The sequence below is a fragment of the Ignavibacteria bacterium genome, assembly GCA_013177855.1.
Classification (GTDB): Bacteria; Bacteroidota; Ignavibacteria; order Ch128b; family Ch128b; genus Ch128b.
This window is the reverse complement of record JABLYA010000001.1, coordinates 601,895-627,225: the sequence shown is the minus strand read 5'-3', so window position 1 is coordinate 627,225 and position 25,331 is coordinate 601,895. Positions and strand designations below refer to the sequence as shown.

Genomic DNA, 25,331 nt, shown 5'->3' with positions numbered 1-25,331 from the left:
AATTTTGAAATTATTTTTATGCATGCCTTACAAACAAATCGATTGTTATATTTACAAAAACATAAAGAACAATGAAGCTTAGATACTTATTCTTTTTATCCATAATTTTAATTCGTTTAAGTTTTTCACAAAATCTTATCCTGAGTCCACATCCAGTTGAAAATGGAATAAGATTTTCTTTTTCGCCTTCGCAAATTATTCATTCTAAAGTATCTGAAATCAAAAAATTATCAGAGATAAAAATTAATTCCATTTCAGTTGCAGGTTCATTCAATCAATGGCAGAAAAATCAATATTTAATGAGTTATGACTCTTTGAACGGAATCTGGTTTGTTGATATCAAATTAAAACCTGGAATTGAATACCATTACAAATTTGTAATCAATGACTCAATCTGGATAACAGATCCAAATGCACCTGATGTAACTGAGGACGAATGGCGAAATGGAATATTAATTCCGTTAGATTATAATTCACCATTTGTTATTGATGTGAATCCACCGTTTGGAAAGAGAATTACCAAAATCACAGCTTTTACATGCAGATTGATGAGTCGAGAGGGCAGGATAGTAAAATCGTCAATAAAAGTTTTTCTTGATGATAAACCAATTAAATTTTCATTTGATGAATATTCTCAAGTTCTAAAAATTAATCTGCCAAAAAATCTTTCTGAAGGCGAACATAAAATATTAATTGAATTTGCTGACGAAAAAGGAAATCGCAACAATGGTTATTTAACTAAATTCTTTGTTGATCGATACAAAGCAAAAATTAAAACTCCAGAGTTTTACAATTCTGCAATTATGTATGAAATCTTTGTTAGAAAGTTTGCAGACTCGAATGGTGATGGAATTGGAGATTTTAATGGACTAACGAGTAAACTTGACTACCTGAAAGAACTTGGAGTTGATGCATTATGGCTTATGCCTTTTAATGAAAGTTCAAAAGATCATGGTTACAATGTTATTGATTACTTCTCGATTGAAAAAGATTATGGAACTATGACTGATTATCTTAACTTTTTGAAAGAATGCAAAAAGCGAAAAATTAAAGTCATTAAAGATATTGTGATCAATCATTGCGATACATCTTTTGTTTATTTCCGTGAAGCAAAAAACAATCCTTCCTCAAAATATTCGGATTGGTTTCAGTTTGTTGATTCTTTGAATTCTGATTGGAAACATTTCGGCATCGAAAAAGATATGCCTAAGTTTAATTTTGAAAATCTTGAGGTACAGGATTACTTCATAAATTTTGTAAAGTATTGGATGGATCCAGATGGTGATGGAAATTTTGAAGATGGAATTGACGGAATTCGATGTGATGCAGCTAAAGAAATACCTCACCAATTCTGGAATAGATTAAGAAAAGAATTAAAAAAGATTCGTCCAGATTTTTTGATTTTAGGTGAAGTTTGGGATGGAGCAAATTACTTAATTCCATTTTTTGAAGATGAATTTGATATGCTTTTCGACTATCCTGTTTATTATTCAATTCAGAGATTTTTTGATGGAAGTGATTTGAAATCATTAGAACGAACCTTGCTTCAAGAACGAGAGATTTATCCGCCTAATTTTCAGATGCTAAGATTTTTGAGCAATCACGATAATCATCGGGCATTATCACTTTTTGATCAGGATACATTAAAATTTTTTCAGGCATTAGTTCTACTTTTTACTTTACCTGGAACACCAATGATTTATTATGGTGATGAAATTGGTTTGATTGGCAGAACTCCACCTGAGAATGTTAGACAAAATATGAATTGGGAAAAATTAATCGATAACAAAATTCTAAATATTCATGAAGCCTTAATAAAAATTCGAAAAGCTAATACAGTTCTTTCTAAACCTGATGATTCAAAGAAACGGAGCATAAAATTTATCGAGACAAATTATCCAGAAGTTTTAGCTTATCTTCGTTATGATAAAAAAGATCAAATTATGATCTTAATTAATAATTCTGATAAGACAATAGAAGACTTAACTTTCAAAAATTTCAATCAAAAAAATAAAAATGGAATGGTTATTTTTGCATTGAGTGAGTTTATGAGAGAAAAGCGGAATCAAAACAGAATTTTATTCAAAAATTTGACTTTGTATCCCAAAGAAGCTGTAGTAATAAAATTGATTAATTAAAATGCATGAAGATAATAGACAAGCAGCATTAAAATATGGATTAGATGCTGATCAAATTTCTAAGAATATAAATGCAGAAAAAAATTTAAAAATTCTTGGAAATGATTTAACATTTCTAAGTGTTACTGAAAAAGAGCGAACAAAACATGTACATCGTTTACATCCTTATCTGGGCAAATTTATACCTCAATTGGTTGAAGTTTTTTTAAAAAAATTTTTCAAAGCCGGGGACATTATTTTAGATCCTTTTTCTGGTTCTGGGACCACATTAATTGAAGCAAATGTATTGGGAATTAATTCTATCGGAGTTGAACTCTCGCCGTTCAATGTTTTAATTCAGAGTGTAAAGACAAAAAAATATAACATCGATGAGCTGGAATTTGAAATCAAAGATGCTTTGAGAAGATTAAAAAAATTTACTTCAAACTTAAACTCTGGGGTAAATAACTTATTTGAAAGTGAAACAAGAAAATTAAAAACAGATAGTCAATATTTGAATGAATGGTTTTCTGAAAGAGCTTTGCAAGAAATTCTTTTTTACAAAGAGTTAATTAACGATTACAAATATCAGGATGTTTTGAAAATTATTTTATCACGTTCAGCTCGATCAGCCCGTTTGATACCCCATTACGATCTTGCGAGACCCAAAAAGCCAATAAGAGAAAGATATTGGTGTATTAAACATAAAAGGTATTGTGAACCAATTAAAGAAGCATATAAGTTTATTAATCGCTATAGTTTAGATACAATAAAAAGAATTAAAGAGTTTGACCAGATAAGAACAAATGCTTCAATTCAAATAATTCAGGGTGATGCACGTAATGTTTCTCTTAATGATGACATACAAATTAATGGAGTCTTTACTTCACCACCTTATGTTGGTTTGATTGATTATCACGAACAACACAGGTACGCCTATGAGTTATTTGATTTTCAAAGACAGGATGAGCTTGAAATTGGTTCTGCGATGAAAGGAACAAGTCAGAAAGCTCGTGCTGAATATGTAAATGGGATAGTTGAAGTTTTTAATAATTTTAATAGATATTTAGTTAAAGGAGCGAAAATTTTCATTGTTGCAAATGATAAATTTAATCTGTTCCCCAGAATCGGTGAACTTTGTGGTTACAATTTGATTGATGTATTTCACAGACCAGTATTGATGAGGACTGAAAGAGATGAAAATAAATTTTATGAATCGATATTTTATTTTGAAAAAGGATAGAAATGCCGCTCTCAAATAATGCCAAATTAAAAATAGAAGATCTGCTTAAAGACGTTATAAGGCAAAAATTAGATAAGTATAATCCAGAAACTTCTAATATGCCTTTTCATTTTAGATTATTGGGCAGAGATAGATATGCAATGTTTTCATTTATTCAATCTATGAATACAACTTTTGGAATTTCAATCTGGGAACAAGTATCTGTAATTATTGCAAGGGATGCAGGATTTGAAGCTGAAAGACAATATAAATTAAAGGGTGAAGTCGATCGAGATACAGAAAAATTAATTCAAAAAATTGTGTTTGATTTGCGGAAAGGTAAATTATCACCTAATAAAGAACGCGAAATAAATTTAATTAGGAATAAAATTAAAAGAGGCGAAGAACGAGAAGATCCTGATTCAACAGTAGATTTATTTGTAAAAATTGGGTCCCAAGAAAATTATTTTGATATTACAAGTGCAAAACCAAACATGAAAGAATTTCAAATTTTGAAAACCAAATTATTAAGGTGGACGGCTCTTCGCTTAAGTCAGAATAGAAGAGCGAAGGCCTTTACAAGGTTAGCTATTCCTTACAATCCATATCATCCAGAGCCTTATGAGAGATGGACACTTAAAGGCCTCTATGATCTTGATAATAACGAAATATTGATTGGTGAAGATTACTGGAATTTTATTGCAAATGATAAAATTTATGATGACTTGTTAGATGTATTTGAGGAAGAAGGTAATGAATTAAGAAACGAGATTGATGAGAGAATGACAGAATTCAGGTAAAGTTGATTACTGAATAAATAAATTTGAAGAAGACAGAAATGAAGTATATAAAATCAAAATTTAATCTTTTAATCTTAACAATTCTTTTCATTTCATTCATCTTTCTCTCCTGCAGTAAAAAACCTAACAATCAAATTCAAATTACGATCTGGCATCAAATGAGAGTTGATGAACGAGAAGTTCTTCAGCGTCAACTCGATAGGTTTATGAAATTACATCCTGAAATCAGCGTCAATCAGATTTATAAGGAAACAGAAGAATTAAGAAGTGGGTTTATTATTGCAGCAATTGGTGGTCAGGGACCTGAGATTGTTTATGGTCCGCAAGATCAAGTTGGACCATTTGAAATAATGAATATAATTCTTCCTCTCGATACAATTTTTTCAAATAAATTCTTAAATCAGTTTAATGAGAAAGGGTTGATCTGGAGCAATAATCATCTGTGGATGATAGCCGATAAGCTTGGTAATCATCTTGCACTTGTTTATAACAAAAAGCTTGTCAAAAATCCACCTAAAACAGATAAAGAATTAATTGAAATTGGTAAACAAATCACAAAAGATTTTAATAACGATGGAAAGCCAGAGCAATATGGTTTGGTCTGGAATTATACGGAGCCGTTTTTCTTTATACCATTTTTGACTGGATTTGGCGGCTGGGTTTTTGATGAAAAAAACAACCCAACACTCAACTCTGAAGCAATGATAAAAGGTTTGAAATTCATTGCTGATCTGCGAGATAAGTATAAAATTATTCCCGGCGAAGCTGATTATGATATTGCTGATGTTCTTTTCAAGGAAGGTAAAGCTGGTATGATTATAAATGGAGATTGGAGCTGGGCAAGTTATGGCAAAGCAGGAATTGATTATGGAATTGCTCCATTGCCATTAATTGAAGAGACAGGACTTTATGCAGCACCGATGATTTCAGGGAAAGGATATTCAATTAATGCTAATGTTAATCCAGAAAAATTACCCGCTATAAAATTGTTACTCGAATTTTTACTTGCACCTGAACAGCAACTCGAAACTGCAAAAGAATTAAATACCTTCCCAACTCATAAATCAGTTTACAATGATCCATTCATAAAAGAAAACGAGATTTTGATTAACTCGCAAAGGCAAATTGAGCTTGGCAAACCAATGCCAATTATCTCGGAAATGAGAGCTGTCTGGGATGCGATGCGTCCATATTATCAGGCTGTGCTTGGCGGTGCAATGAAACCTGAAATCGCAGCTCAGAAAATGCAGGAAGAAGCTGTAAAAAAGATACAGGAAATGAATGAAGATGTTTCTTCAACTTATGCAGAGCTGATTTTTATCTTAACATTTACTATTGGATTAATTGTAGTCTTGTTTTTATCACGGAAGACAATTTTAGCATTCATAAAAGATTTATCGAGAAATAGTTTTGCTTATTATCTTGTCCTTCCCGCATTTATTGTGATGATACTGGTCATTATTTATCCGTTTGTTTACAATATTGTTTTATCTTTTTCAAATATGAATTTAAGGCACATAAACGATTGGAGTATCATCGGCTTTAATCAATATATAAAAGTTTTTTCTGAACCAATTTTTTATACGGTTTTTTTAAAAACAATTATCTGGACAGTTGTTAATGTGTTCTTTCATGTGACAATTGGTGTTGCACTTGCAATTTTATTAAATCGAAAAATTCCGGGTAAAACAATCTTTAGAACTTTATTGATTTTACCCTGGGCAATTCCACAATACATTGTTGCTTTAACCTGGCGTGGAATGTTTAATTATGAATATGGAGCTATCAATATAATCTTAACAAAATATCTATCACTTCCTCCAGTTGAGTGGTTAAAAAGTCCTCTTGAAGCATTCATTGCAGTAATCATTACGAATGTTTGGCTTGGATTTCCTTTTATGATGGTGATCGCACTCGGTGCACTTCAAAGCATTCCAAATGAGTTGTATGAAGCAGCTGAAATTGAAGGGGCAAATTGGTTCCAAAAACTTCGTAAAATTACAATTCCATTAATCAAGCCTGTTATGATACCAGCAATTACACTCGGAATTATCTGGACATTTAATAACTTAAATGTTGTATGGCTTGTTAGTAATGCTGGTGAACCTTCGGATCAAACTCATATTCTCGTATCATATGTTTATAAAGCTGCATTTAATCTTTATAGATATGGTTATGCTGCTGCTTTCAGTATGATAATCTTTTTGATATTACTTGTGATGAGTTTGACTTTCTTAAAACGAACAAGAGCAACAGAATCGGTTTATTAAAATGAAAGAAAGTAAATTAATCAATTGGATTATCTTTGTTTTTCTAATCTTCTTCACTTTAGCCACTATTTATCCGGTAATAAATGTATTTACAGTCTCACTTCGTCCCGGCGATAAATTATTATCAACTTCTCTCGAAATCATTCCTGAAAATGCGACCTTTGAGTCTTATGTGAAATTATTTACCGAAACCGATTTTTTGAAATGGCTTTTTAATTCAACTTTCATTTCTTTTGTAGTCACTTTGACAGGAGTTTCACTGGCATCCACTGCAGGATATTCACTTTCAAGATTTAAGTTCATCGGAAAGAAATCAGCAATGCTTGGATTAATGGTAACTCAAATGTTTCCAGCTACGATGCTTTTACTTCCAATGTATATTATGTTGATGAAGCTGGGATTACTCAATAGTTATCTTGGAATTGTTATTGTTTATTCTTCTACTGCGCTTCCTTTTTGTGTCTGGCAGATGAAAGGTTACTACGATACAATTCCATTCAGTCTCGAGGAGGCCGCAAGAATTGATGGATGTACGAGATGGCAGGCATTCTATAAAATTATTCTTCCACTTGCATCACCCGCTTTGGTTATTACTGCTCTTTTCTCATTTATGTCTGCCTGGTCAGAGTATATTGTTGCAGCTCAAATTCTTCAGGATAGAAATCTTTATACTTTACCAATTGGATTAAAATCATTCCAATCAAATCTTACAACTGAATGGGGACTATACGCTGCTGCATCTTTAATTGTCAGTATTCCAGTTGTAATTCTTTTCATTGTTCTGAGCAGATATTTGGTTTCAGGATTAACTCTTGGCAGTGTGAAAGAATAAAAAAATTGGTAGCAGAAACAATAGAATATTGAGCTTAAAGGGTTCGTTTTTATTTCTGAATTCACACCTAAAACTTTATCATTTAAATAACATCTAATTAAAGCAAACAGTCAACACCAAATTAATTTCATTGAAAAAACTTTAATCTATGTTTAAATTGAACAAAATAAGGATGAAAAAAGAATATGTCAGAACAAATTTATGATATTGCTGTCATTGGCGGTGGTCCAGGCGGTTATGTTGCCGCAATTCGCGCTGCACAATTAAAATTTAAAACAGCAATTATTGAAAAAGATAAACTCGGCGGTATTTGTTTGAACTGGGGATGTATTCCCACAAAAGCACTTCTTAAAAATGCCGAAGTTCTTCACACTATCAAAAAAGCATCAGAGTTTGGTATTGAAATCAAAGATTATAGTGTAGATTTTTCTAAAATAATTAAAAGAAGTCGTGATGTCTCTGCCCGCATTGTTAAAGGTGTAGAATTTTTAATGAGAAAGAATAAGATTGATAAATATGATGGCTATGGGAAATTGATTGATAAGAATACAATTGAAGTTACAGATTCTTCTGGAAATAAAAGTCTTGTAAAAGCGAAAAACATCATTATTGCAACAGGTGCACGTCCGAGACAAATTCCAGGAATTGAGATTGATCGTAAATCAATTATAACAAGCTCTGAAGCAATGATTTTAGAAAAACAACCAAAGGATATGATTATAATTGGTGCTGGTGCGATTGGAGTTGAATTCGCCTATTTCTACAATGAGCTTGGGACTAAAATTACTCTCATCGAAATGATGCCTCAAATTCTTCCTGTTGAAGATGAAGAAGTCGCCAAAACCCTTGAAAAAGAATTTACCAAAAATGGAATTCGAATTTTAACTAACACAAAAGTTCTTTCAGCGAAAAAGGTTAATACAGGCGTTGAAGTAAAAGTTGAATCAAACGGGAAAGAAGAAACCTTAAATGCTGAAATTGCATTGGTTGCAATTGGAGTTCAGGGAAATATTGAAAATATTGGACTGGAAAATGTGGGAGTAAAAACAGAAAAAAGTTTTATTGTTGTTGATAGAAAAACTTATCAGACTTCAGTTCCAAATATTTATGCAATTGGAGATGTTAATGGTCCGCCCTGGTTAGCTCATGTTGCTTCAGCTGAAGGTATTGCTTGTGTTGAACAATTAGCAGGTTTGCATCATCCCGGCGTGGATTATACAAACATTCCTGGATGTACTTACTGCCAGCCACAGGTTGCCAGCATCGGATTGACAGAGAAAAAAGCTCGTGAGCTTGGCTACGAAATTAAAATTGGAAAGTATCCATTTAGAAGTCATGGTAAATCACTTGCAGTTGGTGAGAATACAGGATTTGTCAAATTAATTTTTGATGCAAAATATGGTGAACTCTTAGGTGCGCATATTATTGGCCAGGATGCAACAGAATTAATCGCAGAACTTGGTTTGGCAAAGTCACTGGAAGCAGTTGGAGAATCAATTTTTAAAACTGTTCATGCACATCCAACTCTTTCCGAAGCAATTATGGAAGCAGCTGCAAACGCTTATGACGAAGCAATTCATTTATAATTTTTGAAAATTTGAATTGAACCAATCTTTAACTGGTTTTGTTTTAGTGACAATAAATTGCTTTTTGTTTGAGATAAATGATTGAATACAAAATGAAATAATTTGAAATCATAAATAAATGCAGAAGCGAAAATTAAATATTATCAATCTTGGCGTTGAGCCCTATAAAAAGATTTGGGATTTTCAACATCAATTACATAAACTCAGAGTTGATGGCAGGATTGATGATGTTTTTATCTTGCTTGAACATTCAAATGTTTACACACTTGGTAAAATCGCCAAACGAGAACATCTTCTTGTAAGTCCACAAAAGTTAACTGAAGAAAAAATTGATTTGTTTGAAATTGATCGTGGCGGCGATATTACCTATCACGGTCCAGGACAAATTGTAGGTTATCCAATAATTAAACTTGACAACTTGTATCAGGATATTCATAGATATTTAAGAGAACTTGAAGAAATTATTATTCAAACTCTCAAAGTTTATCAAATCGATGGAGAGCGCCATCCAAAATATACTGGAGTTTGGATAGGAAATGAAAAAATTGCAGCTATTGGAATTAAGGTTTCTCGCTGGGTAACAATGCATGGATTTGCATTTAACATAAATACTGATTTAAGTTACTTCGGAAAAATAATTCCCTGCGGAATTACTGATAAGGGTGTAACTTCTCTTGAAAATATTTTAAAGAAAAAAATTTCGATCGAAGAAGTGAAAAGCCATCTCATTGAAAACTTCGTGCAAATTTTTAGATATGATGATGTTCATTATTACTTTTCAATAGAAGAATTTTCAAATTCACAATCATCGATATTACTGGAGGGCGTAAATGGCGTTTAACGACAAAAACAAAGAAACCGTAAAAAAACCAACTGGCAGAAAAGAAATTGCTGGGGGAATGACAAAAGAAGAGCTTATCTCTGTTTTGAGAGTTATGCTTCTTTCTCGAACCATTGATGACAAGTTGATGAAGTTACTCAAACAGGGAAAAGTATTTTTCCACATAGGCTGTTCAGGACATGAAGCAATTCAAGTAGCAATGGCAAAAGCTCTTAAACCCGGTTATGACTGGGCTTTTCCTTATTACAGAGGAATTGCTTTTTCGCTTGCCTTAGGAATCAAACCAGAAGAAATTTTTCTTCATTCATTTGGTAAAGCAGATGATCCATTCACAGGCGGCAGACAAATGCCGGGACACTTTGGCTCTAAATCTTTGAATATTCCAACTCAATCAAGTCCAACAGGTTCGCAATATCTTCAAGCAGTTGGTTGTGCTTTAGCTTCAGTAAAATTGGGTAAAGACGAAGTTACAGTTGTTTCTTCCGGTGAAGGTGCAACAAGCGAAGGTGAATTTCATGAAGCAGTTAACTGGGCAAGCAGAGAGAAGCTACCAGTAATTTTCTTAATTGAAAATAATCGTTGGGCAATTTCTGTTCCTGTTGAAAATCAAACAGCAGGCGAAGGTGGCTCTATTTATGAAATGACAAAAGGTTATAAAAACCTATTGAGATTAAAAGTCGATGGGACAAATTATCTCGAAGCAAATGTTGCCGCTGTTTCTGCAGTAAAATATGCAAGAAGCAAACAGGGACCAGTTTTGATAGAAGCAGATGTGGTTCGATTACTACCACATTCATCATCCGATGATCATAGAAAATATCGGAGTGAAGAAGAGTTAGAAGCTGAAAAGCAAAAAGATCCAATTCAGAGATTCAAAAATCTTTTAATCGAAAAAGGAGTTTTAACTGAACTTGCTTTCAAAGAGTTAGAGAAAGAGGTTCACGATAGAGTTGAAGAAGCTGCATCCTGGGCTGAGACAGCACCAGATCCAAAACCTGAATCTGCACTTTTACATGTTTTTTCTGACTCAATAAATCGAAAGGATATTGAATACGAGAAAAATGAAAAGCCCGGTAAACCAATAGTAATGGTTGATGCGATTAATCATGCTTTAAAGGAAGAAATGGAACGACATCCTAATATGTATATTTTTGGCGAGGATGTTGCTGATCCGAAAGGAGGTGTTTTTACTGCAACAAAAGGTTTGTCCTCAAAATTTGGTAAAGAAAGAGTTTTTAATTCTCCACTCGCCGAAGCAAGTATTGTTGGTGTTGCAATTGGAATGGCGTTAAGAGGATTAAAACCTGTTGTTGAAATTCAATTTGCAGATTATATCTGGCCTGCAATGCAGCAAATACGAGATGAACTTGCAACTATTCGATATCGTTCAAATGGTGTCTGGTCAGCACCGGTTGTAATTAGAACAGCTTGCGGTGGTTTTATTCATGGTGGACTTTATCACAGTCAAAACATTGAAGGATTTTTTGCTCATTGTCCTGGACTTTATATTGTTTATCCTTCGAATGCATCAGATGCGAAAGGTTTACTTAAAACAGCAATACATCTGGATGATCCAGTTTTATTCTTAGAACACAAGGGATTATATCGTCAGACTTTTGCGATGTCGCCAGAACCTGATATCGATTATATGATACCATTTGGTAAAGCAGCAATTAAACAAGAAGGCAGCGATTTAACAATCGTAACCTGGGGATTGATGGTTCATGAATCAATTAAAGCTGCACAAGAATTGAAAGATTACTCAATTGAAATTATAGATGTTCGAACCATAATTCCATTAGATAAAGAAACTATATTTAATAGTGTTAGAAAAACTGGAAAAGTTTTAATTGTTCATGAAGATACATTAACAGCAGGTTTCGGTGCTGAAATTGCTGCATTAATTTCTGATAATTGCTTCCAATATCTTGATGGTCCAGTAAAAAGATTAGCTGCACACGATACTCACATTCCTTATCATCCAAATCTTGAAAATTTTGTTTTACCACACAAAGAGAAAATAAAAAAAGCTATTCAAGAAATAATAGAATTTTAATGGAGGACAAATGAAAGTAGAAGTTGTAATGCCCAAAATGGGTGAAAGCGTAAATGAAGGAACTATTATTAAATGGCATAAGAAAGTCGGTGATAAAGTTGATAAAGACGAAATAATTTTTGAAATCAGTACCGATAAAGTTGATACCGAAATACCTTCACCTGCATCGGGAATATTGGCAGAGATAAAAGTATTTGAACAGGAAACCGTTCCTGTTGGAACAGTTGTCGCTTTGATTGAAACCGATGTTAATGCTGAAATCAAACCTGCAGAAACCCCAACGAAGCCAGTTGAGCAAAAATCAAATGGTTCCGGCAAACAAGAACTTATTGATGTTGTTATGCCGAAGATGGGTGAAAGTGTAACTCAAGGAACCATCATCAAATGGCATAAAAAAGTTGGAGATAAAGTTGCAAAAGATGAAACACTCTTCGAAATAAGTACTGATAAAGTTGATACTGAAGTGCCTTCCCCAGCAGAAGGTGTTTTAGCTGAAATTTTAGTGAATGAACAAGAAACTGTTGATGTAGGAGTAGTAGTCGCTCGAATTTCTCCAACCGGTTATGTCTTAAAAGTTTCCCGTGAAGAAGTTAAAGAAGAAATTAAAACACCAGTAACTGAGAAAGTTGAAAGTAAAGAAGCTAAAACTACAACTCAAAAAGAACAAGTTGAAAAAGTAGAAAAATCAAGATTTTATTCTCCGCTTGTTCTAAATATTGCAAGACAAGAAGGTATTTCATTTGAAGAGCTTGAAACAATTGAAGGAACTGGTTTAGGTGGAAGAGTAACTAAAAAAGACATCTTAAATTATATTGAGCTTAAGAAGGCTGGTAAAATTGCACCTGCTCGAAAAGAAGAAAAGGTAGTTTCGAAACCGGCAGTAGAAGAAAAGGTTGAAGTAAAATTTGAGCCAGGTGAGAAAGTAAAAATTGAGCCGATGGATCACATGCGCCAGTTAATTATGGAACATATGGTAAAGAGTAGAGACACATCAGTTCATGTGGTCGGAATTCAAGAAGTCGATATGACAAAAATTCATAATTACATTCAAAAGAATAAAGAAGCATTTCTGCAAAGAGAAGGGATAAAATTAACTTATCTACCATTCATAGTTGACGCAACCGTTAAAGCATTGAAAGAATTTCCGTATGTAAATGCTTCAATTGATGGGACAAATGTAGTGCTGAAAAATTACATAAATATTGGAATTGCTGTAGCTCTTGAACCAATGGGATTAATTGTTCCGGTAATTAAAAATGCAGATGAGAAGAACATTACTGGACTAGCAAAATCAATTTATGATTTAGCAACCAGAGCAAGAAGTAAAAAGCTTCTCCCAGATGAAGTTAAAGACAGTACATTCACAATTACAAATTACGGATTGTATGGAACACTCTTTGGCAATCCAATCATCAATCAACCTGAAGTTGCAATTCTTGGTGTTGGCGCTGTAACTAAGAAACCAGTTGTAGTTGAAGTTGATGGTCAAGATACAATTGCAATTCGACATATGATGTATATTTCTCTCTGCCACGACCATCGTTTAATCGATGGTGCATTGGCTGGTAAATTTATGCGAAGAATTAAAGAATTACTCGAAAATTTTGAAGGTGAATAAAATTGAAGATTAACTCATATCAAAGAAAATTTAAAGAAGAAGTTGAAAAGAAGGTGGTCTTATCTCACAGACCACCCTGGCTTAAAGTAAAATTACCCGTTGGTGAAAACTTTAGTGATGTTCATCGCTTGATGCGCGAATATAATTTAAACACAGTCTGCGAAGAAGCTCACTGTCCAAATATCTCTGAATGCTGGAATCACAGAACAGCTACGTTTATGATATTGGGCGATATATGCACTCGTAGCTGTGGATTCTGCGCTGTTAAGATGGGAATGCCAACAACGCTTGACTGGGATGAGCCAAGAAGAGTTGCAGATGCTGTAAAGAAACTCGGTTTGAAGCATTGCGTAATCACCTCGGTCAATAGAGATGAATTAAAAGATGGTGGCGCATCTATCTTTGCCGAAACTGTAAGATTGATTAACGAAACTTCGCCGGACTGCACAGTTGAAATTTTAATACCTGACTTTAAAGGTGATGAAAAAGCGTTTGAAATAATAATGAAACATCCACCTCATATTCTAAATCATAATGTTGAAACCGTTCCAAGACTATATCCTGTTGTAAGACCTCAGGCAAAATATCAAAGAAGTCTTGATTTAATTAAATGGTTCAAATCAAGAGGACTTAGAACTAAATCTGGTTTAATGGTTGGAATTGGTGAAACAAACGAGGAAGTAATCGGTGTGATGAAAGATCTTTATGAACATGGTTGTGATATTGTTACAATTGGTCAATATTTACAGCCGACAAAGGAACATCTACCTGTACAGCGTTTTGTTACACTTGAAGAATTTGAGTATTTTCGCATAGAAGGATTAAAAATAGGATTAAAAATTGTTGAATCTGCGCCGCTTGTCCGCTCATCTTATCACGCCGATAAACACGCAAGGGAAAATTTATGATGGGATAAGTAATCAAGTTTCTTTCAATTATTATTTATTAATCCTTCCTAACAAAAGAACTCTTTCCTCACCGAAAGATTATCTAAAATCATCCACTTTTTTAATTATTCCATTAACAATTAGTGAGGTCAAAAATGGCAAAAGTAAAAGGTGATATTATAGTCGATATCGAAAAGTGCAAGGGGTGTGAATTGTGTGTTGTTGCATGCCCTCAGGATACGATTGCACTTAGCGACAAAATAAATAAAAAAGGTTACCATTATATGGTAAAAATAAAAGATAACTGCACTGGCTGTGAGAATTGTGCGCTTGTTTGTCCCGATGCAGTTATCACAGTTTATAGAAAAACTGGTAAGAAAAAAGAAAAAGTCGCAACTTTAACCAACATCCAAAAAGATATGACTCTGGAGGTTAACTGAAATGGGCGAACTCCGATTGATGAAAGGGAATGAAGCATTAGCTGAAGCCGCAATTAGAGCTGGATGCGATGCTTATTTCGGTTATCCAATTACTCCTCAATCCGAAGTCCTTGAGTATCTCTCAAGAGAAGCTTACAATCGAACTGGTATGGTAGTATTACAAGCGGAAAGCGAAGTTGCATCAATAAATATGATTTATGGTGCAGCAGGTGCAGGCAAAAGAGCAATGACTTCCTCATCAAGTCCTGGAATTAGTTTAATGCAGGAAGGAATTTCTTATATAGCTGCAGCAGAACTTCCATGTCTAATTGTGAATGTTAATCGTGGTGGTCCAGGACTTGGTACAATTCAACCATCTCAGGGTGATTATTTCCAGGCTACAAAGGGTGGTGGCCATGGTGATTATAAATTAATCGTCCTTGCTCCTTCAAGTGTTCAGGAAATGGCTGACTTCGTTCGACTTGGATTTGATTTAGCTGATAAATATAGAAATCCAGTTATGATCTTGGCCGATGGTGCAATTGGGCAAATGATGGAAAAAGTTGAACTCTTTGAACAACAACCAAAAGGCGGAACTATACCAAAACCATGGGCAACAACTGGTAAGACAAAAGATCGTGAAAGAAATATTATTACTTCTCTGCACATTGATCCAAAAATAATGGAGCAAATTAACCTTCGTCTTCAAGCTAAGTATAGAGAGATTGAAGAGAAAGAAGTTCGTTATGAATCTTACATGATTGATGATGCCGAATATATTTTGACAGGATATGGATTAGGTGCAAGGATTTGTAAAAAAGTTGTTGAGATCGGTCGTGAAAAAGGATATAAACTCGGTTTAATCAGACCGATTACATTATTCCCATTCCCTAAAAAAGCTTATGCAGATCTTGCAACAAAAATTAAAGGAATATTAGATGTTGAAATGAATTCTGGTCAGATGGTTGAAGATGTTAGATTAAGTGTTGAAGGTAAAGTTAGAGTTGAATTTTATGGTAGAATGGGCGGAATCATTCCTACTCCTGAGGAAGTATTAGAACACTTTGAAAAAACTTTTTTGAAAGGAGAATAACCATGGATGAGACAATTGTTAAAACTGAAGAGCAGGAATTCCTTGAAGAAGATATTTGTGTTGCTGAAAATCTAGTCTATCGAAAACCGAAAACTTTAACAGATACCGATTTGCATTATTGCCCTGGTTGTGGCCACGGTATCGTGCATCGTTTATTGATGGAAGTGATTGAAGAAATGGATATACAGGATAAAGTTATTGGTGTTGCCCCAGTTGGTTGTGCTGTATTTGCATATAATTATATGGATATCGATATGCAGGAAGCTGCTCATGGTAGAGCGACTGCAGTTGCAACTGGAATAATTAGAGTTCTGCCAGATAAACTTGTTTTTACTTACCAAGGTGATGGTGATCTTGCAGCAATTGGAACCGCTGAAACTATTCATACCTGCAACCGTGGTGAAAATATTTTAATAGTTTTTATTAATAATGCTGTATACGGAATGACAAGTGGTCAAATGGCTCCAACAACCTTACCAGGTATGAAAACTACAACCACTCCTTTTGGCAGAGATGTTAAGATAACTGGCTATCCATTAAAAATTACCGACCTTGTCGCTCAATTGCCAGGAACTTATTATGTCACTCGGCAAGCTGTAAATAATGCCGGTAATGTGAGAAAAGCTAAAAAGGCAATTCAAAAAGCTTTTCAATATTTACAGCAGAAGAAAGGTACTTGTTTTATTGAAATTGTATCCAATTGTCCTTCAAACTGGAAAATGACTCCAGTCGAATCAAATAAATTTGTTGAAGAAGTAATGTTACCTTTTTATCCACTTGGTGATTTGAAAGTCCCGAAGGAGGTACAAAAATGAAACACGAAGCTATTTTTGCTGGATTTGGTGGACAGGGTGTCTTAACAATGGGAATGATACTCTGTTACGCAGGAATGAAAGAAGGTAAAGAAGTTTGCTGGATGCCTTCTTATGGACCAGAAATGCGTGGTGGTACAGCCAATTGCATCACAATTATTTCGGATAACCTTATAAGCTCGCCTATCATTTCAAGATTTGATTCGGTTATAGCTTTAAATCAGCCATCACTGGATAAATTTGAATCTGCTGTTAAGCCGGGTGGAAATTTATTTTATGACTCAACTAACATTATTAATCCACCAACCAGAACTGACATTAATATTTTTCCAATCCCTGCATCAGAAGAAGCAAATAAACTAAATAATTTAAAAGTGATGAATATGTTGATGCTCGGAGCGTTTATTGAAGTCGTGAAAATTGTGAATGATGAATCAATAATTTATGGATTACAACAAGTTCTTCCAGAGAGATATCATAATCTAATTTCGGTAAACAAAGAAGCTTACGAGATAGGTAAAAGAATTTCCGAAAGTATTTTGAGTAAAGTTTAAGTTTAAAGAGTAAGTATAAAATGTTCTAAAAAAAATGTCAGGCTTAGCCTGACATTTTTTTTTAGAATAAAACAAGAGAACAAAGAAAAAAATTATTTTATTAAAATCATCTTTTTAATTGAACTGCCAAAATCAGTTTTCAGTTTATAAAAATATACGCCACTCGATAAGTTACTGCCATCAAAATTGATTTCATAAGTTCCTGCTTTATAAAAATCATTTAAAAGAATATGAATTTTATTTCCGTTTAAACTGTAGATACTTAATTCGATATTTGAATCTTTGTTTAAATAAAATTTAATGTTTGTAGAAGGGTTGAACGGATTAGGATAATTATCATAAAGATAGAAATTTTTTATGTTTAAAGTGTTTTTCTCAACTTGCGTTTGACCACTTCTTAAAAGATTAATAAACAAAGAATTTGATTGATTATTCGGTTCTCCTAATACGAGCGAGGATGAAGTATCTGCATCGGTACCATTAAAATCTGAAAGTAAAGAATTAGAATTTTTAGCAAATGCAAATTTACCAGTACCTGTTGTTCCCGTACTTCTGAGTTTTGGTTCAGGAGCAAGATTAAAAAATGTTCCAGCAGTACCAGAGCCGAATGCGTGGATGCATCCGTCAACACCACTTATATCACTTCCTGCGGCTTTAATCATCACGAGCTCTGTAGTTGCTAAATCGAATGTCCCAGTTCCCAATTGTTGAAAATATGCTGTATCTTTTAATCCAACATTTAGAACAAAGTCAGAAGTATCTAAATCATTTGACAGGCTATTAACTCGTATGATTATTAAAGTCCCAGCGGGAACTTTTTGCCAGAGCTCTACATCTTTGAATAAATACTTCCCACCATTGTCATTATTCATACTGCTAGAAAAATCTTTTAGAATCATCCCTGACATATTTAAGTCTTTTTCGATTACCAACAGTTCAACTGCATCATCAACACCACTCGAATTTCCACTATTATAAAATTTATTTATCACAACACTCTGTGAAAAAGCATTAAAAGTTAATGCGATTAAAAAAATTGTTATTCTCTTCATTGCAATTTCTCTGTGTTTTATTTCAATATACTAATTGTATCAAATAAATAAATTTATTAAAATTACATCGAAAATAATAAAAATGAGAGTCATCCAATGGAAAAACCAAAAATACTTTATGTAGAGGATCATCTTGAAAGTGCATTACTCGTCAGAACCCTCTTAAAGAATAAATGCGAAGTTTTTATAACGGAAACTTATGAAGAAACAATGGATTTTCTTAAAGACAATTCCGTTGATCTAATTCTGCTTGATATAAATCTTCCAGGTAAAAAAGACGGGGTCGATCTTGTAAAAGATTTAAAGCAAGATGAAAAGTTTAAGAAAGTTCCCATAATTGCGTTAACTGCCTATGCACTTGCAGGTGATCGAGAAAGATTACTTGAAGCCGGCTGCGATGAAAATATTGCAAAACCAATGACAAAAAAAGAATTGTTCGATAAGTTAAAAAAATTTATCCAATTACCTGAAGATGTTGCAAAATAATTTTTGATTAATAATCAAATTTATTAAATTTGCATCGCTTTAAAATTTAATTCGTTCTATTCCACATTGATAATTGAAACAATTAATCATTTTTATTGGTAATAACAAACGAAATCTGTTGAGTAAATATTAAAGTTCTTTTAAGTTTTGAACGCGCCCGTAGCTCAACAGGATAGAGCATCAGCCTTCTAAGCTGAGGGTTACTGGTTCGAGTCCAGTCGGGCGTACTGCCAATTTATGGTGAGCGTAGCTCAGTTGGTAGAGCGCCAGATTGTGGCTCTGGTGGTCACGGGTTCGAGCCCCGTCGCTCACCCTAAATAATGGCCCCATCGTCTAACGGTTAGGACATCACTCTTTCAAGGTGAAAATACGGGTTCGATTCCCGTTGGGGTCACTAAGTTTTTCGGAGAGAGGGGCAATAAAAATTAAATAAGAGCCCCAATATGAAAGTTAATAAAAATCTTGCCTTAAGCGAATCAGGCTTCGCTTTTAATGGTTCAACAGGTGATTCCTTCATTCTTAATGAACCAGCAACTTATATCCTACAAAAAATTAAAGAAGGCTTATCAGAAAAAGAAATACTTAATTTACTTCTCAATGAATATGAAGTAACTCCCATCCAAGCAGAAAAAGACCTTCACGATTTTATCACACAACTCAAAATTTTTAATCTTTTAGAGGACTAAAATGAAAATTGCCGTAACTGGATTAAACAATACTGATAATCCAGGACCTGGTGTGCCTGTTATTCGTTCAATACTGGCTGAACCAGAATTTAATGGTGAGATTATTGGATTACATTATGATAATCTTGAACCTGGAATTTACATGGATGGGATCAAGTCCCGTTCTTATATGATACCTTATCCTTCCCAAGGACCGGAAACATTACTTGAAAGATTAAAATATATCCATTCTCAGGAAGAATTAAACATAATTATACCGACATTAGATTCTGAACTTTATAATTTTATTTACATTTCTGATGAATTAAACAAACTTGGGATTAAGACTTTTTTGCCAACATTTGAGAATTTAGAGAAAAGAGCCAAAGATAAACTTTCAGAATTTTGTCAGAGTGCAGGAATTGATACACCAAAGACATTTATTATTAATTCTCAATCTCAAATAAATGAAGTTTTGAAAAAATTAAAGTTTCCTGTGGTTACAAAAGGAATTTTTTACGAAGCATATATCTGTTATTCAATTGATGAAGTTTTTTCTAATTTTTCAAAGATTGTATCTAAATGGGGATTGCCAGTATTAATTCAAGAGTATCTGATTGGAGATGAATTAAATGTAGCGGCTGTAGGTGATGGCGAAGGTAATACTTTAGGTGCAGTTGCGATGAGAAAGTTGTTTATTACTGATAAAGGAAAAGGCTGGAGTGGAGTAACAATCAAAGATGAAAAATTAATTGAGATGACGCACAAAGTGATTAGAGCATTGAAATGGCGAAGTGGACTTGAACTTGAAATTTTAAAATCACGGAATGACGGAAAGTATTATTTACTTGAAATAAACTCGCGATTGCCCGCATGGGTATACTTAACTCAGGCAGCAGGTCAAAATCTTCCATATTTGCTTGTTAAACTTGCTCTTGGTGAAAGTGTCAAACCTTACGAAGATTATGAAGTAGGTAAAATGTTTGTGCGATGCTCAATTGATCTAATTACAGATATAAAAACATACGAAAAAATTTCAATTAATGGAGAATTATAATGGGCAATAAGAAACCTTACTCAAAACCAATCATTACAAGACAGAAGACTGGTTTTATTAGTAAATTTGGTAAAGCAGGGGCATTAACAGTTTTAGAAAATATTGACGGTGTATCTATTGAAAAGTTAGTTGAAGATTTTGGCTCACCATTATTTGTTTTATCAGAAAAAACAATCAGACAGACTTATAGAAAAGCTTTAAGAATTTTTAAAACTCGATATCCCAAAGTTCAATTTGCCTGGTCTTATAAAACAAATTATCTAAATGCTGTTTGTTTAATCTTTCATCAGGAAGGTTCATGGGCAGAGGTTGTTTCTGAATTTGAATATGATAAAGCAAAATTACTTGGAGTGAGCGGTTCAAAAATAATTTTTAATGGTCCACACAAACCAGATTCAGCTTTAATAAAAGCAATTAATGACGGAGCTCTAATACACATTGATCATTTTGATGAGCTATATAAATTAATTGAGATCACAGAAGAAATTAATAAAACAGCTAAAGTTGCGATACGAGTAAATATGGATACGGGAATTTATCCTAAATGGGATAGATTTGGATTGAATTATGAAAATGGCGAAGCTTATGATGCGATAAGAAGAATAATGATTTCAGAAAAACTTAAACTCGTTGGATTGCACTGTCACATTGGAACTTACATTCTTACGGCTGATGCTTATCGAGTTGCTGCTTCGAAGTTAATGGATTTATATAAGCGAGTTAAATATGAGTATAATCATCAATTAGATTATATTGATATCGGTGGTGGATTTGCGAGCAAAAACACCCTTCAAGCTTATTATCTTGATGCTTCTGTTGTGGTTCCTTCATTTGAAGATTATGCTGATGCAATTACTTCGGGAATTTTAGAGCATGGATTAAAACAGGATGAGTTACCGCTTTTAATTCTTGAAACTGGAAGGGCTTTAATTGATGAAGCTGGATATTTAATTACAAGCGTTGTTGCCAATAAGCGCTTGAGTAATGGTAAACAAGCCATTATCGTAGATGCTGGAGTTAATTTATTATTTACAAGTTTCTGGTATAAACATCGTATTTCAACGACTGAATTTTATGGAGAAGTAAGAGATGAGAGTGCAATTTATGGTAATTTATGTATGAATATTGATTTATTGAGAGATGGTGTTTATTTACCACCTATCTCTGTGGGTAAACAAATCATTTTCCATAATGTTGGTGCCTATAATATGACTCAATGGATGCAGTTCATTAATTTGAGGCCAAGAGTTGTAATGATTATGGAAGATGGAAAAGTTGAAATCGTTCGTGAAAAAGAGAATTTAGAAACTATCATTCAGCTCGAGAGAATACCAGAAAAACTCAAACAATAATGAATCTATCAATCCTAATTGATTCAACTCTTTTCAGTTATTCGCAAATTTTCTTTTCAAACAGAAGATGGTTCGGTGCATTAGTTCTGGCTGCAACTTTTATTTCTCCTGTCCACGGTTCAATCATTCTCTTTTCAGTTCTAATCACCAACTTAATAGCTTTAATTTTTAATTATGAAGAAAAGAAAGTTCGTGAAGGTTTCTATGGATTTAATGGATTATTATTTGGCGCTGCATTAAGTTTTTTTTATAAACCAAATGAGTATTTCATCCCAATACTAGTTTTATTCTTACTGATTAATTTTTTTATAAACACATCCATTGAAAATTATTTTGCCTTTGCTTTCAATCTTCCAGGGCTAAGTTTACCTTTCTTGATCTCATTTTACCTTTTTGTCATTTTTAATCGCTCTTTAAAAATATTTGAAATAAGCACAGCGAATATTCAAACTTATGAGACAATAAACATTTTGCCGGCTACGATCAACCTTTTCTTTCAGGATTTTGGTTATTTAGTTCTACAAAGTTCAATTATATCTGGAATTATAATCGTTATTGCAATTTTGATTTTCTCCCGGATAATGTTCATACAATCTATATTAGGTTTTGCATTTTCCGTTATATTAATGGATTTATTTTCAATTCAAATTTTATCTCCGCTTGGCATATTAATTACAATCAATGCAATAATTGTTTCAATCGCACTTGGCGGTTCTTTGATAATTCCATCGAATAGATCTATTTTCTTGAGTTTTATCGGAGTGACCATTTCAAGTGTCCTAACAATAATTCTTCAATCGATTTTCCAGAAAGTAAATCTTAGTGTTTTTGTTTTACCTTTTAACTTTACTGTTTTTCTCATCATTTATGCTTTGAAATTTAGAGAGAAAGCAGGAGAAGTTGTCCTTCTTTATTTCAAACCCGGATCCCCTGAAGAAAATTATTATTATCACAAAAATCAAAAAGCAAGATTTGAAAAATACAAATACATTAATGCATCATTGCCTTTCAACGGGGAGTGGGATGTTTCTCAGGCTGTTGATGGTGAATATACTCACAAAAAAGATTGGAGATTTGCTTTTGACTTTGTGATTAAAGATGAAGATGAAAAAACTTATAGTGGTTCAGGATTGAATTCAGAAGATTATCACTGTTATGGTTTGCCGGTTATTTCTCCTTATAAAGGAAAAGTTGCAAAAGTAGTTGATGGAATTGACGAGAATGAAATCGGAAAGATAAACATTAAGCAGAATTGGGGTAATACAGTTGTGATCGATCACGGTCAAGGTTTATTTTCAGCAATATCACATCTGAAAAAACATTCGATTAGAGTTAAAGAAGGGGACGAAATCCAAAAAGGTGATATATTAGGCAATTGCGGAAACAGTGGAAGATCACCTGAACCACATATTCATTTTCAATTTCAGAAAAATGACAAGATTGGCGCACCAACAATTCAATTTCCTTTTGGTCATTTTCTAGTTCGTTATGGAAATGTTTGGCAATTAAAATCTTATGATTATCCGCAAAAGGATGATAAAGTTCAGAATCTTGAGATAAACACTAAAGTTAAAGAAGCATTTAATTTTGAATATGGTGATAAATTCTATCTTAAATATGAAAAAGACGGAAAGATAATATCCGAATTCTGGGAAGTAAAAATTGACCCATACAATATTCCCTACATTGAATCGTCAACTGGTTCTATTGCAACTTTCTTTAATGATGAAGAAGTTTTTTATTTCACAAGTTATATTGGAAAGAAAAAAGATGCACTTTATCATTTTTATCTTGCAGCAATTCAAATTCCTTTTTCAACAATGCTAAATTTAAGATGGAGCGATTCCTATCCTGTTTCTATGATTGCAAGTAAACCAGTTATGATTTTAAGTGATATAATGATTTTAATCTCAAATCCTTTTGAAGCAAGAGGTAATTTTGAAACAAAGGAAGATATTAGCGGGAATTATCTTTTCATTAATAAAATTGAATTTAAAGGCAGAGGTATATTTAAATTCGTAAAATTATATCGGGACTATATGATTGAAATTGAAAAAGATGGTTACATCAAATCTTTTAAATGCATCCAGAATGATCAAATCAAATGTGAGTTTAAATTTTTAACGGAGGAAGAAGTATGAAAAAAATAATTTATTATTTGGGCATTTTTACAATTGTTATAAGCACAATTATTTTAACAAATGTAGTTTTTTCTCAACAAAAGGATGAGAAAATCTCAGCATTTAATACCTCAATTAATGAAGCGTTTAAGGGGAATTATCAGAAAGCAACAGATGCATTACTTAATGTTTATAAAAATAATGAGAATGATTATCTCTTAAATCTCAGGCTTGGTTATCTTTATTATCTTCAGAAGAAATATGATCAATCAATCAATTATTATCAAAAAGCAATTCGACTTACTCAAGAAAAATCAATTGAACCATATCTTGGTTTAACATTACCTCTTTCTGGGCAGGAAAAATGGAATGAGATTGAGAAAATTTATCAAAAGGTTCTTACTCTTGATCCAAATAATTATACTGCAAATCTTCGACTTGGACAACTCTACTTCAACAGGAGGGAATATTCAAAAGCCGAAAATTTCTTAAAAAAAGTCTATGATTTATATCCAAGTGATTACGAAGCAAATCTTTATCTTGGCTGGACTTATTTTTATCTCAACAAGAAATCTGAAGCGAAGTCTCATTTTATCAATACTTTGATGATAAGTGAAAATGATAAATCGGCATTGGAGGGACTGAAACTTGTTAAATAAAATTGTGCTCTTAACTTTATATTATTCTATTCCATTATTCTCTCAAGGAAGTTTCTTTTTTCAACCTTCAATTTATTTCACTTATGGAGATTATTCGGATCGGACAAATTCGCAGCAGTATTCAGTGTTTAGCACCTTCAGCTGGAATAATTATGATTACCTGGTTTTAGGTTACGATAGAATTAGTATCAAAAATAAAACAAGAAACTTGCTGTGGGAATATTATCAAAATAATTTTAGCGGAGGAATTCATTACTGGTTAAGTGAATTAAAAATGAAACTTAAACTTGATTTACTGAAAATTGATGGTAATTATAAAGATGATTACATCTCTAATAATTTGGTTGATGATGGCTATTTAATTTCACCTGAAATAGTTCTTGGTGTATATCCTTTTTATTACGGCGCTGGGTTTTCTTATTTCAAACAAACGGGAAATAATAATCTTAATGCAAAGCAGATTTATTTAAGGACAGATTATTATCCGCATTATAAGTTTCTTATAAACACAATTCTTTCCACACATCTCATTTCAGATGGTCGAAAACAAACATCACTGCAATTATCCCTTTTATATTTTCCTTTTTATGAACTTTCAATTAAAGGGAGTGTATCAATTGGCTCGAGATCATTTTTCTATAATCCAGATTTAATGGTATTCTATAATCAACTTGAAACTCAAATCTCAAATTATTCCGTTCAGGTGAATTATAATTTTTACAAAAATTTTGTAGCAGCAATTCAGTATCAGAGAGCGAATTTTAATTCGTATAGAATTAATTATTTTGTTTTTGGAATTAAAACCCCATTTTATTTTTAATCAAAAAGGAGAA

22 protein-coding genes and 3 tRNA genes are annotated in these 25,331 nt (G+C 33.0%); 24 read left to right on the top strand and 1 reads right to left on the bottom strand.

From position 1 onward, the window contains the following. Positions 1-71 precede the first annotated feature (71 nt). The 14 genes from HPY57_02715 (at position 72) to HPY57_02650 (ending at position 17,107) form a co-directional block, all read left to right on the top strand. On the top strand, positions 72-2,138 hold the full coding sequence (locus tag HPY57_02715) for a hypothetical protein (GenBank protein NPV10683.1): 2,067 nt from the start codon (positions 72-74) through the stop codon (positions 2,136-2,138). Position 2,139: 1 nt separating this feature from the next. Then, complete coding sequence (locus HPY57_02710; GenBank protein ID NPV10682.1) at positions 2,140-3,360, top strand: hypothetical protein; 1,221 nt, start codon at positions 2,140-2,142, stop codon at positions 3,358-3,360. A gap of 2 nt (positions 3,361-3,362) precedes the next feature. Continuing rightward, entirely contained in the window at positions 3,363-4,139 is a 777-nt protein-coding gene (locus tag HPY57_02705; protein ID NPV10681.1) for a TdeIII family type II restriction endonuclease, read from the top strand. Between the two features lie 38 nt (positions 4,140-4,177). After that, the gene (locus tag HPY57_02700) at positions 4,178-6,409 is read left to right on the top strand and encodes an extracellular solute-binding protein (protein NPV10680.1); all 2,232 of its coding nucleotides are present in this window, start codon (positions 4,178-4,180) and stop codon (positions 6,407-6,409) included. 1 nt (position 6,410) lies between these two features. Continuing rightward, entirely contained in the window at positions 6,411-7,241 is an 831-nt protein-coding gene (locus HPY57_02695; GenBank protein NPV10679.1) for a sugar ABC transporter permease, read from the top strand. Positions 7,242-7,426: 185 nt separating this feature from the next. After that, a complete protein-coding gene (gene lpdA, locus HPY57_02690) occupies positions 7,427-8,827 on the top strand; it encodes a dihydrolipoyl dehydrogenase (GenBank protein NPV10678.1) in 1,401 nt (466 codons plus the stop codon). Positions 8,828-8,945: 118 nt separating this feature from the next. Next, positions 8,946-9,668, top strand: a complete 723-nt coding sequence (gene lipB, locus HPY57_02685; protein NPV10677.1) for a lipoyl(octanoyl) transferase LipB — start codon at positions 8,946-8,948, stop codon at positions 9,666-9,668. 94 nt (positions 9,669-9,762) lie between these two features. Beyond that, positions 9,763-11,724, top strand: coding sequence for a tungsten formylmethanofuran dehydrogenase (locus tag HPY57_02680; GenBank protein ID NPV10676.1), 1,962 nt, complete (start codon positions 9,763-9,765; stop codon positions 11,722-11,724). 10 nt (positions 11,725-11,734) lie between these two features. Further along, positions 11,735-13,342: a 2-oxoglutarate dehydrogenase, E2 component, dihydrolipoamide succinyltransferase gene (sucB, locus tag HPY57_02675; GenBank protein ID NPV10675.1), complete on the top strand. Its 1,608-nt coding sequence runs from the start codon at positions 11,735-11,737 to the stop codon at positions 13,340-13,342. A 2-nt stretch (positions 13,343-13,344) separates the two neighbouring features. Further along, on the top strand, positions 13,345-14,250 hold the full coding sequence (lipA, locus tag HPY57_02670) for a lipoyl synthase (GenBank protein NPV10674.1): 906 nt from the start codon (positions 13,345-13,347) through the stop codon (positions 14,248-14,250). A gap of 134 nt (positions 14,251-14,384) precedes the next feature. Beyond that, positions 14,385-14,669, top strand: coding sequence for a ferredoxin family protein (locus tag HPY57_02665; protein NPV10673.1), 285 nt, complete (start codon positions 14,385-14,387; stop codon positions 14,667-14,669). A 19-nt stretch (positions 14,670-14,688) separates the two neighbouring features. Then, entirely contained in the window at positions 14,689-15,741 is a 1,053-nt protein-coding gene (locus HPY57_02660) for a 3-methyl-2-oxobutanoate dehydrogenase subunit VorB (protein NPV10672.1), read from the top strand. A gap of 2 nt (positions 15,742-15,743) precedes the next feature. Then, complete coding sequence (locus HPY57_02655) at positions 15,744-16,556, top strand: 2-oxoglutarate oxidoreductase (GenBank protein ID NPV10671.1); 813 nt, start codon at positions 15,744-15,746, stop codon at positions 16,554-16,556. After that, positions 16,553-17,107, top strand: coding sequence for a 2-oxoacid:acceptor oxidoreductase family protein (locus HPY57_02650; GenBank protein ID NPV10670.1), 555 nt, complete (start codon positions 16,553-16,555; stop codon positions 17,105-17,107). The genes HPY57_02655 and HPY57_02650 overlap by 4 nt, the downstream gene beginning before the upstream one ends. Before the next feature lie 92 nt (positions 17,108-17,199). Here HPY57_02650 and HPY57_02645 read toward each other — a convergent pair whose 3' ends face one another. Continuing rightward, positions 17,200-18,159: a T9SS type A sorting domain-containing protein gene (locus HPY57_02645; GenBank protein ID NPV10669.1), complete on the bottom strand. Its 960-nt coding sequence runs from the start codon at positions 18,157-18,159 to the stop codon at positions 17,200-17,202. A 96-nt stretch (positions 18,160-18,255) separates the two neighbouring features. Between HPY57_02645 and HPY57_02640 the strand changes: the two genes are divergently transcribed. The 10 genes from HPY57_02640 (at position 18,256) to HPY57_02595 (ending at position 25,318) form a co-directional block, all read left to right on the top strand. Beyond that, positions 18,256-18,645, top strand: coding sequence for a response regulator (locus tag HPY57_02640; protein NPV10668.1), 390 nt, complete (start codon positions 18,256-18,258; stop codon positions 18,643-18,645). Positions 18,646-18,798: 153 nt separating this feature from the next. Beyond that, positions 18,799-18,872 (top strand) — tRNA-Arg (locus HPY57_02635). 13 nt (positions 18,873-18,885) lie between these two features. Further along, positions 18,886-18,958, top strand: a tRNA-His gene (locus HPY57_02630). 9 nt (positions 18,959-18,967) lie between these two features. After that, positions 18,968-19,039, top strand: a tRNA-Glu gene (locus HPY57_02625). Between the two features lie 49 nt (positions 19,040-19,088). Then, the gene (locus HPY57_02620; protein ID NPV10667.1) at positions 19,089-19,331 is read left to right on the top strand and encodes a PqqD family protein; all 243 of its coding nucleotides are present in this window, start codon (positions 19,089-19,091) and stop codon (positions 19,329-19,331) included. A 1-nt stretch (position 19,332) separates the two neighbouring features. Next, positions 19,333-20,367, top strand: a complete 1,035-nt coding sequence (locus HPY57_02615; protein ID NPV10666.1) for a biotin carboxylase — start codon at positions 19,333-19,335, stop codon at positions 20,365-20,367. Further along, on the top strand, positions 20,367-21,719 hold the full coding sequence (locus tag HPY57_02610) for a diaminopimelate decarboxylase (GenBank protein NPV10665.1): 1,353 nt from the start codon (positions 20,367-20,369) through the stop codon (positions 21,717-21,719). The genes HPY57_02615 and HPY57_02610 overlap by 1 nt, the downstream gene beginning before the upstream one ends. Next, complete coding sequence (locus tag HPY57_02605; protein ID NPV10664.1) at positions 21,719-23,860, top strand: peptidoglycan DD-metalloendopeptidase family protein; 2,142 nt, start codon at positions 21,719-21,721, stop codon at positions 23,858-23,860. The genes HPY57_02610 and HPY57_02605 overlap by 1 nt, the downstream gene beginning before the upstream one ends. Continuing rightward, positions 23,857-24,498, top strand: a complete 642-nt coding sequence (locus HPY57_02600) for a tetratricopeptide repeat protein (protein NPV10663.1) — start codon at positions 23,857-23,859, stop codon at positions 24,496-24,498. Before HPY57_02605 ends, HPY57_02600 begins: the two co-directional genes overlap by 4 nt. Continuing rightward, complete coding sequence (locus HPY57_02595; protein ID NPV10662.1) at positions 24,488-25,318, top strand: hypothetical protein; 831 nt, start codon at positions 24,488-24,490, stop codon at positions 25,316-25,318. The genes HPY57_02600 and HPY57_02595 overlap by 11 nt, the downstream gene beginning before the upstream one ends. The last annotated feature ends 13 nt before the right edge of the window (positions 25,319-25,331 follow it).

What these genes read in the sequence shown, in the direction of transcription:
- HPY57_02715 (NPV10683.1), top strand. Translation starts at nt 72, where the DNA reads ATGAAGCTTAGATACTTATTCTTTTTATCCATAATTTTAATTCGTTTA.
- HPY57_02710 (NPV10682.1), top strand. Translation starts at nt 2,140, where the DNA reads ATGCATGAAGATAATAGACAAGCAGCATTAAAATATGGATTAGATGCT.
- HPY57_02705 (NPV10681.1), top strand. Translation starts at nt 3,363, where the DNA reads ATGCCGCTCTCAAATAATGCCAAATTAAAAATAGAAGATCTGCTTAAA.
- HPY57_02700 (NPV10680.1), top strand. Translation starts at nt 4,178, where the DNA reads ATGAAGTATATAAAATCAAAATTTAATCTTTTAATCTTAACAATTCTT.
- HPY57_02695 (NPV10679.1), top strand. Translation starts at nt 6,411, where the DNA reads ATGAAAGAAAGTAAATTAATCAATTGGATTATCTTTGTTTTTCTAATC.
- lpdA (NPV10678.1), top strand. Translation starts at nt 7,427, where the DNA reads ATGTCAGAACAAATTTATGATATTGCTGTCATTGGCGGTGGTCCAGGC.
- lipB (NPV10677.1), top strand. Translation starts at nt 8,946, where the DNA reads ATGCAGAAGCGAAAATTAAATATTATCAATCTTGGCGTTGAGCCCTAT.
- HPY57_02680 (NPV10676.1), top strand. Translation starts at nt 9,763, where the DNA reads ATGCTTCTTTCTCGAACCATTGATGACAAGTTGATGAAGTTACTCAAA.
- sucB (NPV10675.1), top strand. Translation starts at nt 11,735, where the DNA reads ATGAAAGTAGAAGTTGTAATGCCCAAAATGGGTGAAAGCGTAAATGAA.
- HPY57_02665 (NPV10673.1), top strand. Translation starts at nt 14,385, where the DNA reads ATGGCAAAAGTAAAAGGTGATATTATAGTCGATATCGAAAAGTGCAAG.
- HPY57_02660 (NPV10672.1), top strand. Translation starts at nt 14,689, where the DNA reads ATGAAAGGGAATGAAGCATTAGCTGAAGCCGCAATTAGAGCTGGATGC.
- HPY57_02655 (NPV10671.1), top strand. Translation starts at nt 15,744, where the DNA reads ATGGATGAGACAATTGTTAAAACTGAAGAGCAGGAATTCCTTGAAGAA.
- HPY57_02650 (NPV10670.1), top strand. Translation starts at nt 16,553, where the DNA reads ATGAAACACGAAGCTATTTTTGCTGGATTTGGTGGACAGGGTGTCTTA.
- HPY57_02645 (NPV10669.1), bottom strand. Translation starts at nt 18,159, where the DNA reads ATGAAGAGAATAACAATTTTTTTAATCGCATTAACTTTTAATGCTTTT.
- HPY57_02640 (NPV10668.1), top strand. Translation starts at nt 18,256, where the DNA reads ATGGAAAAACCAAAAATACTTTATGTAGAGGATCATCTTGAAAGTGCA.
- HPY57_02620 (NPV10667.1), top strand. Translation starts at nt 19,089, where the DNA reads ATGAAAGTTAATAAAAATCTTGCCTTAAGCGAATCAGGCTTCGCTTTT.
- HPY57_02615 (NPV10666.1), top strand. Translation starts at nt 19,333, where the DNA reads ATGAAAATTGCCGTAACTGGATTAAACAATACTGATAATCCAGGACCT.
- HPY57_02610 (NPV10665.1), top strand. Translation starts at nt 20,367, where the DNA reads ATGGGCAATAAGAAACCTTACTCAAAACCAATCATTACAAGACAGAAG.
- HPY57_02605 (NPV10664.1), top strand. Translation starts at nt 21,719, where the DNA reads ATGAATCTATCAATCCTAATTGATTCAACTCTTTTCAGTTATTCGCAA.
- HPY57_02600 (NPV10663.1), top strand. Translation starts at nt 23,857, where the DNA reads ATGAAAAAAATAATTTATTATTTGGGCATTTTTACAATTGTTATAAGC.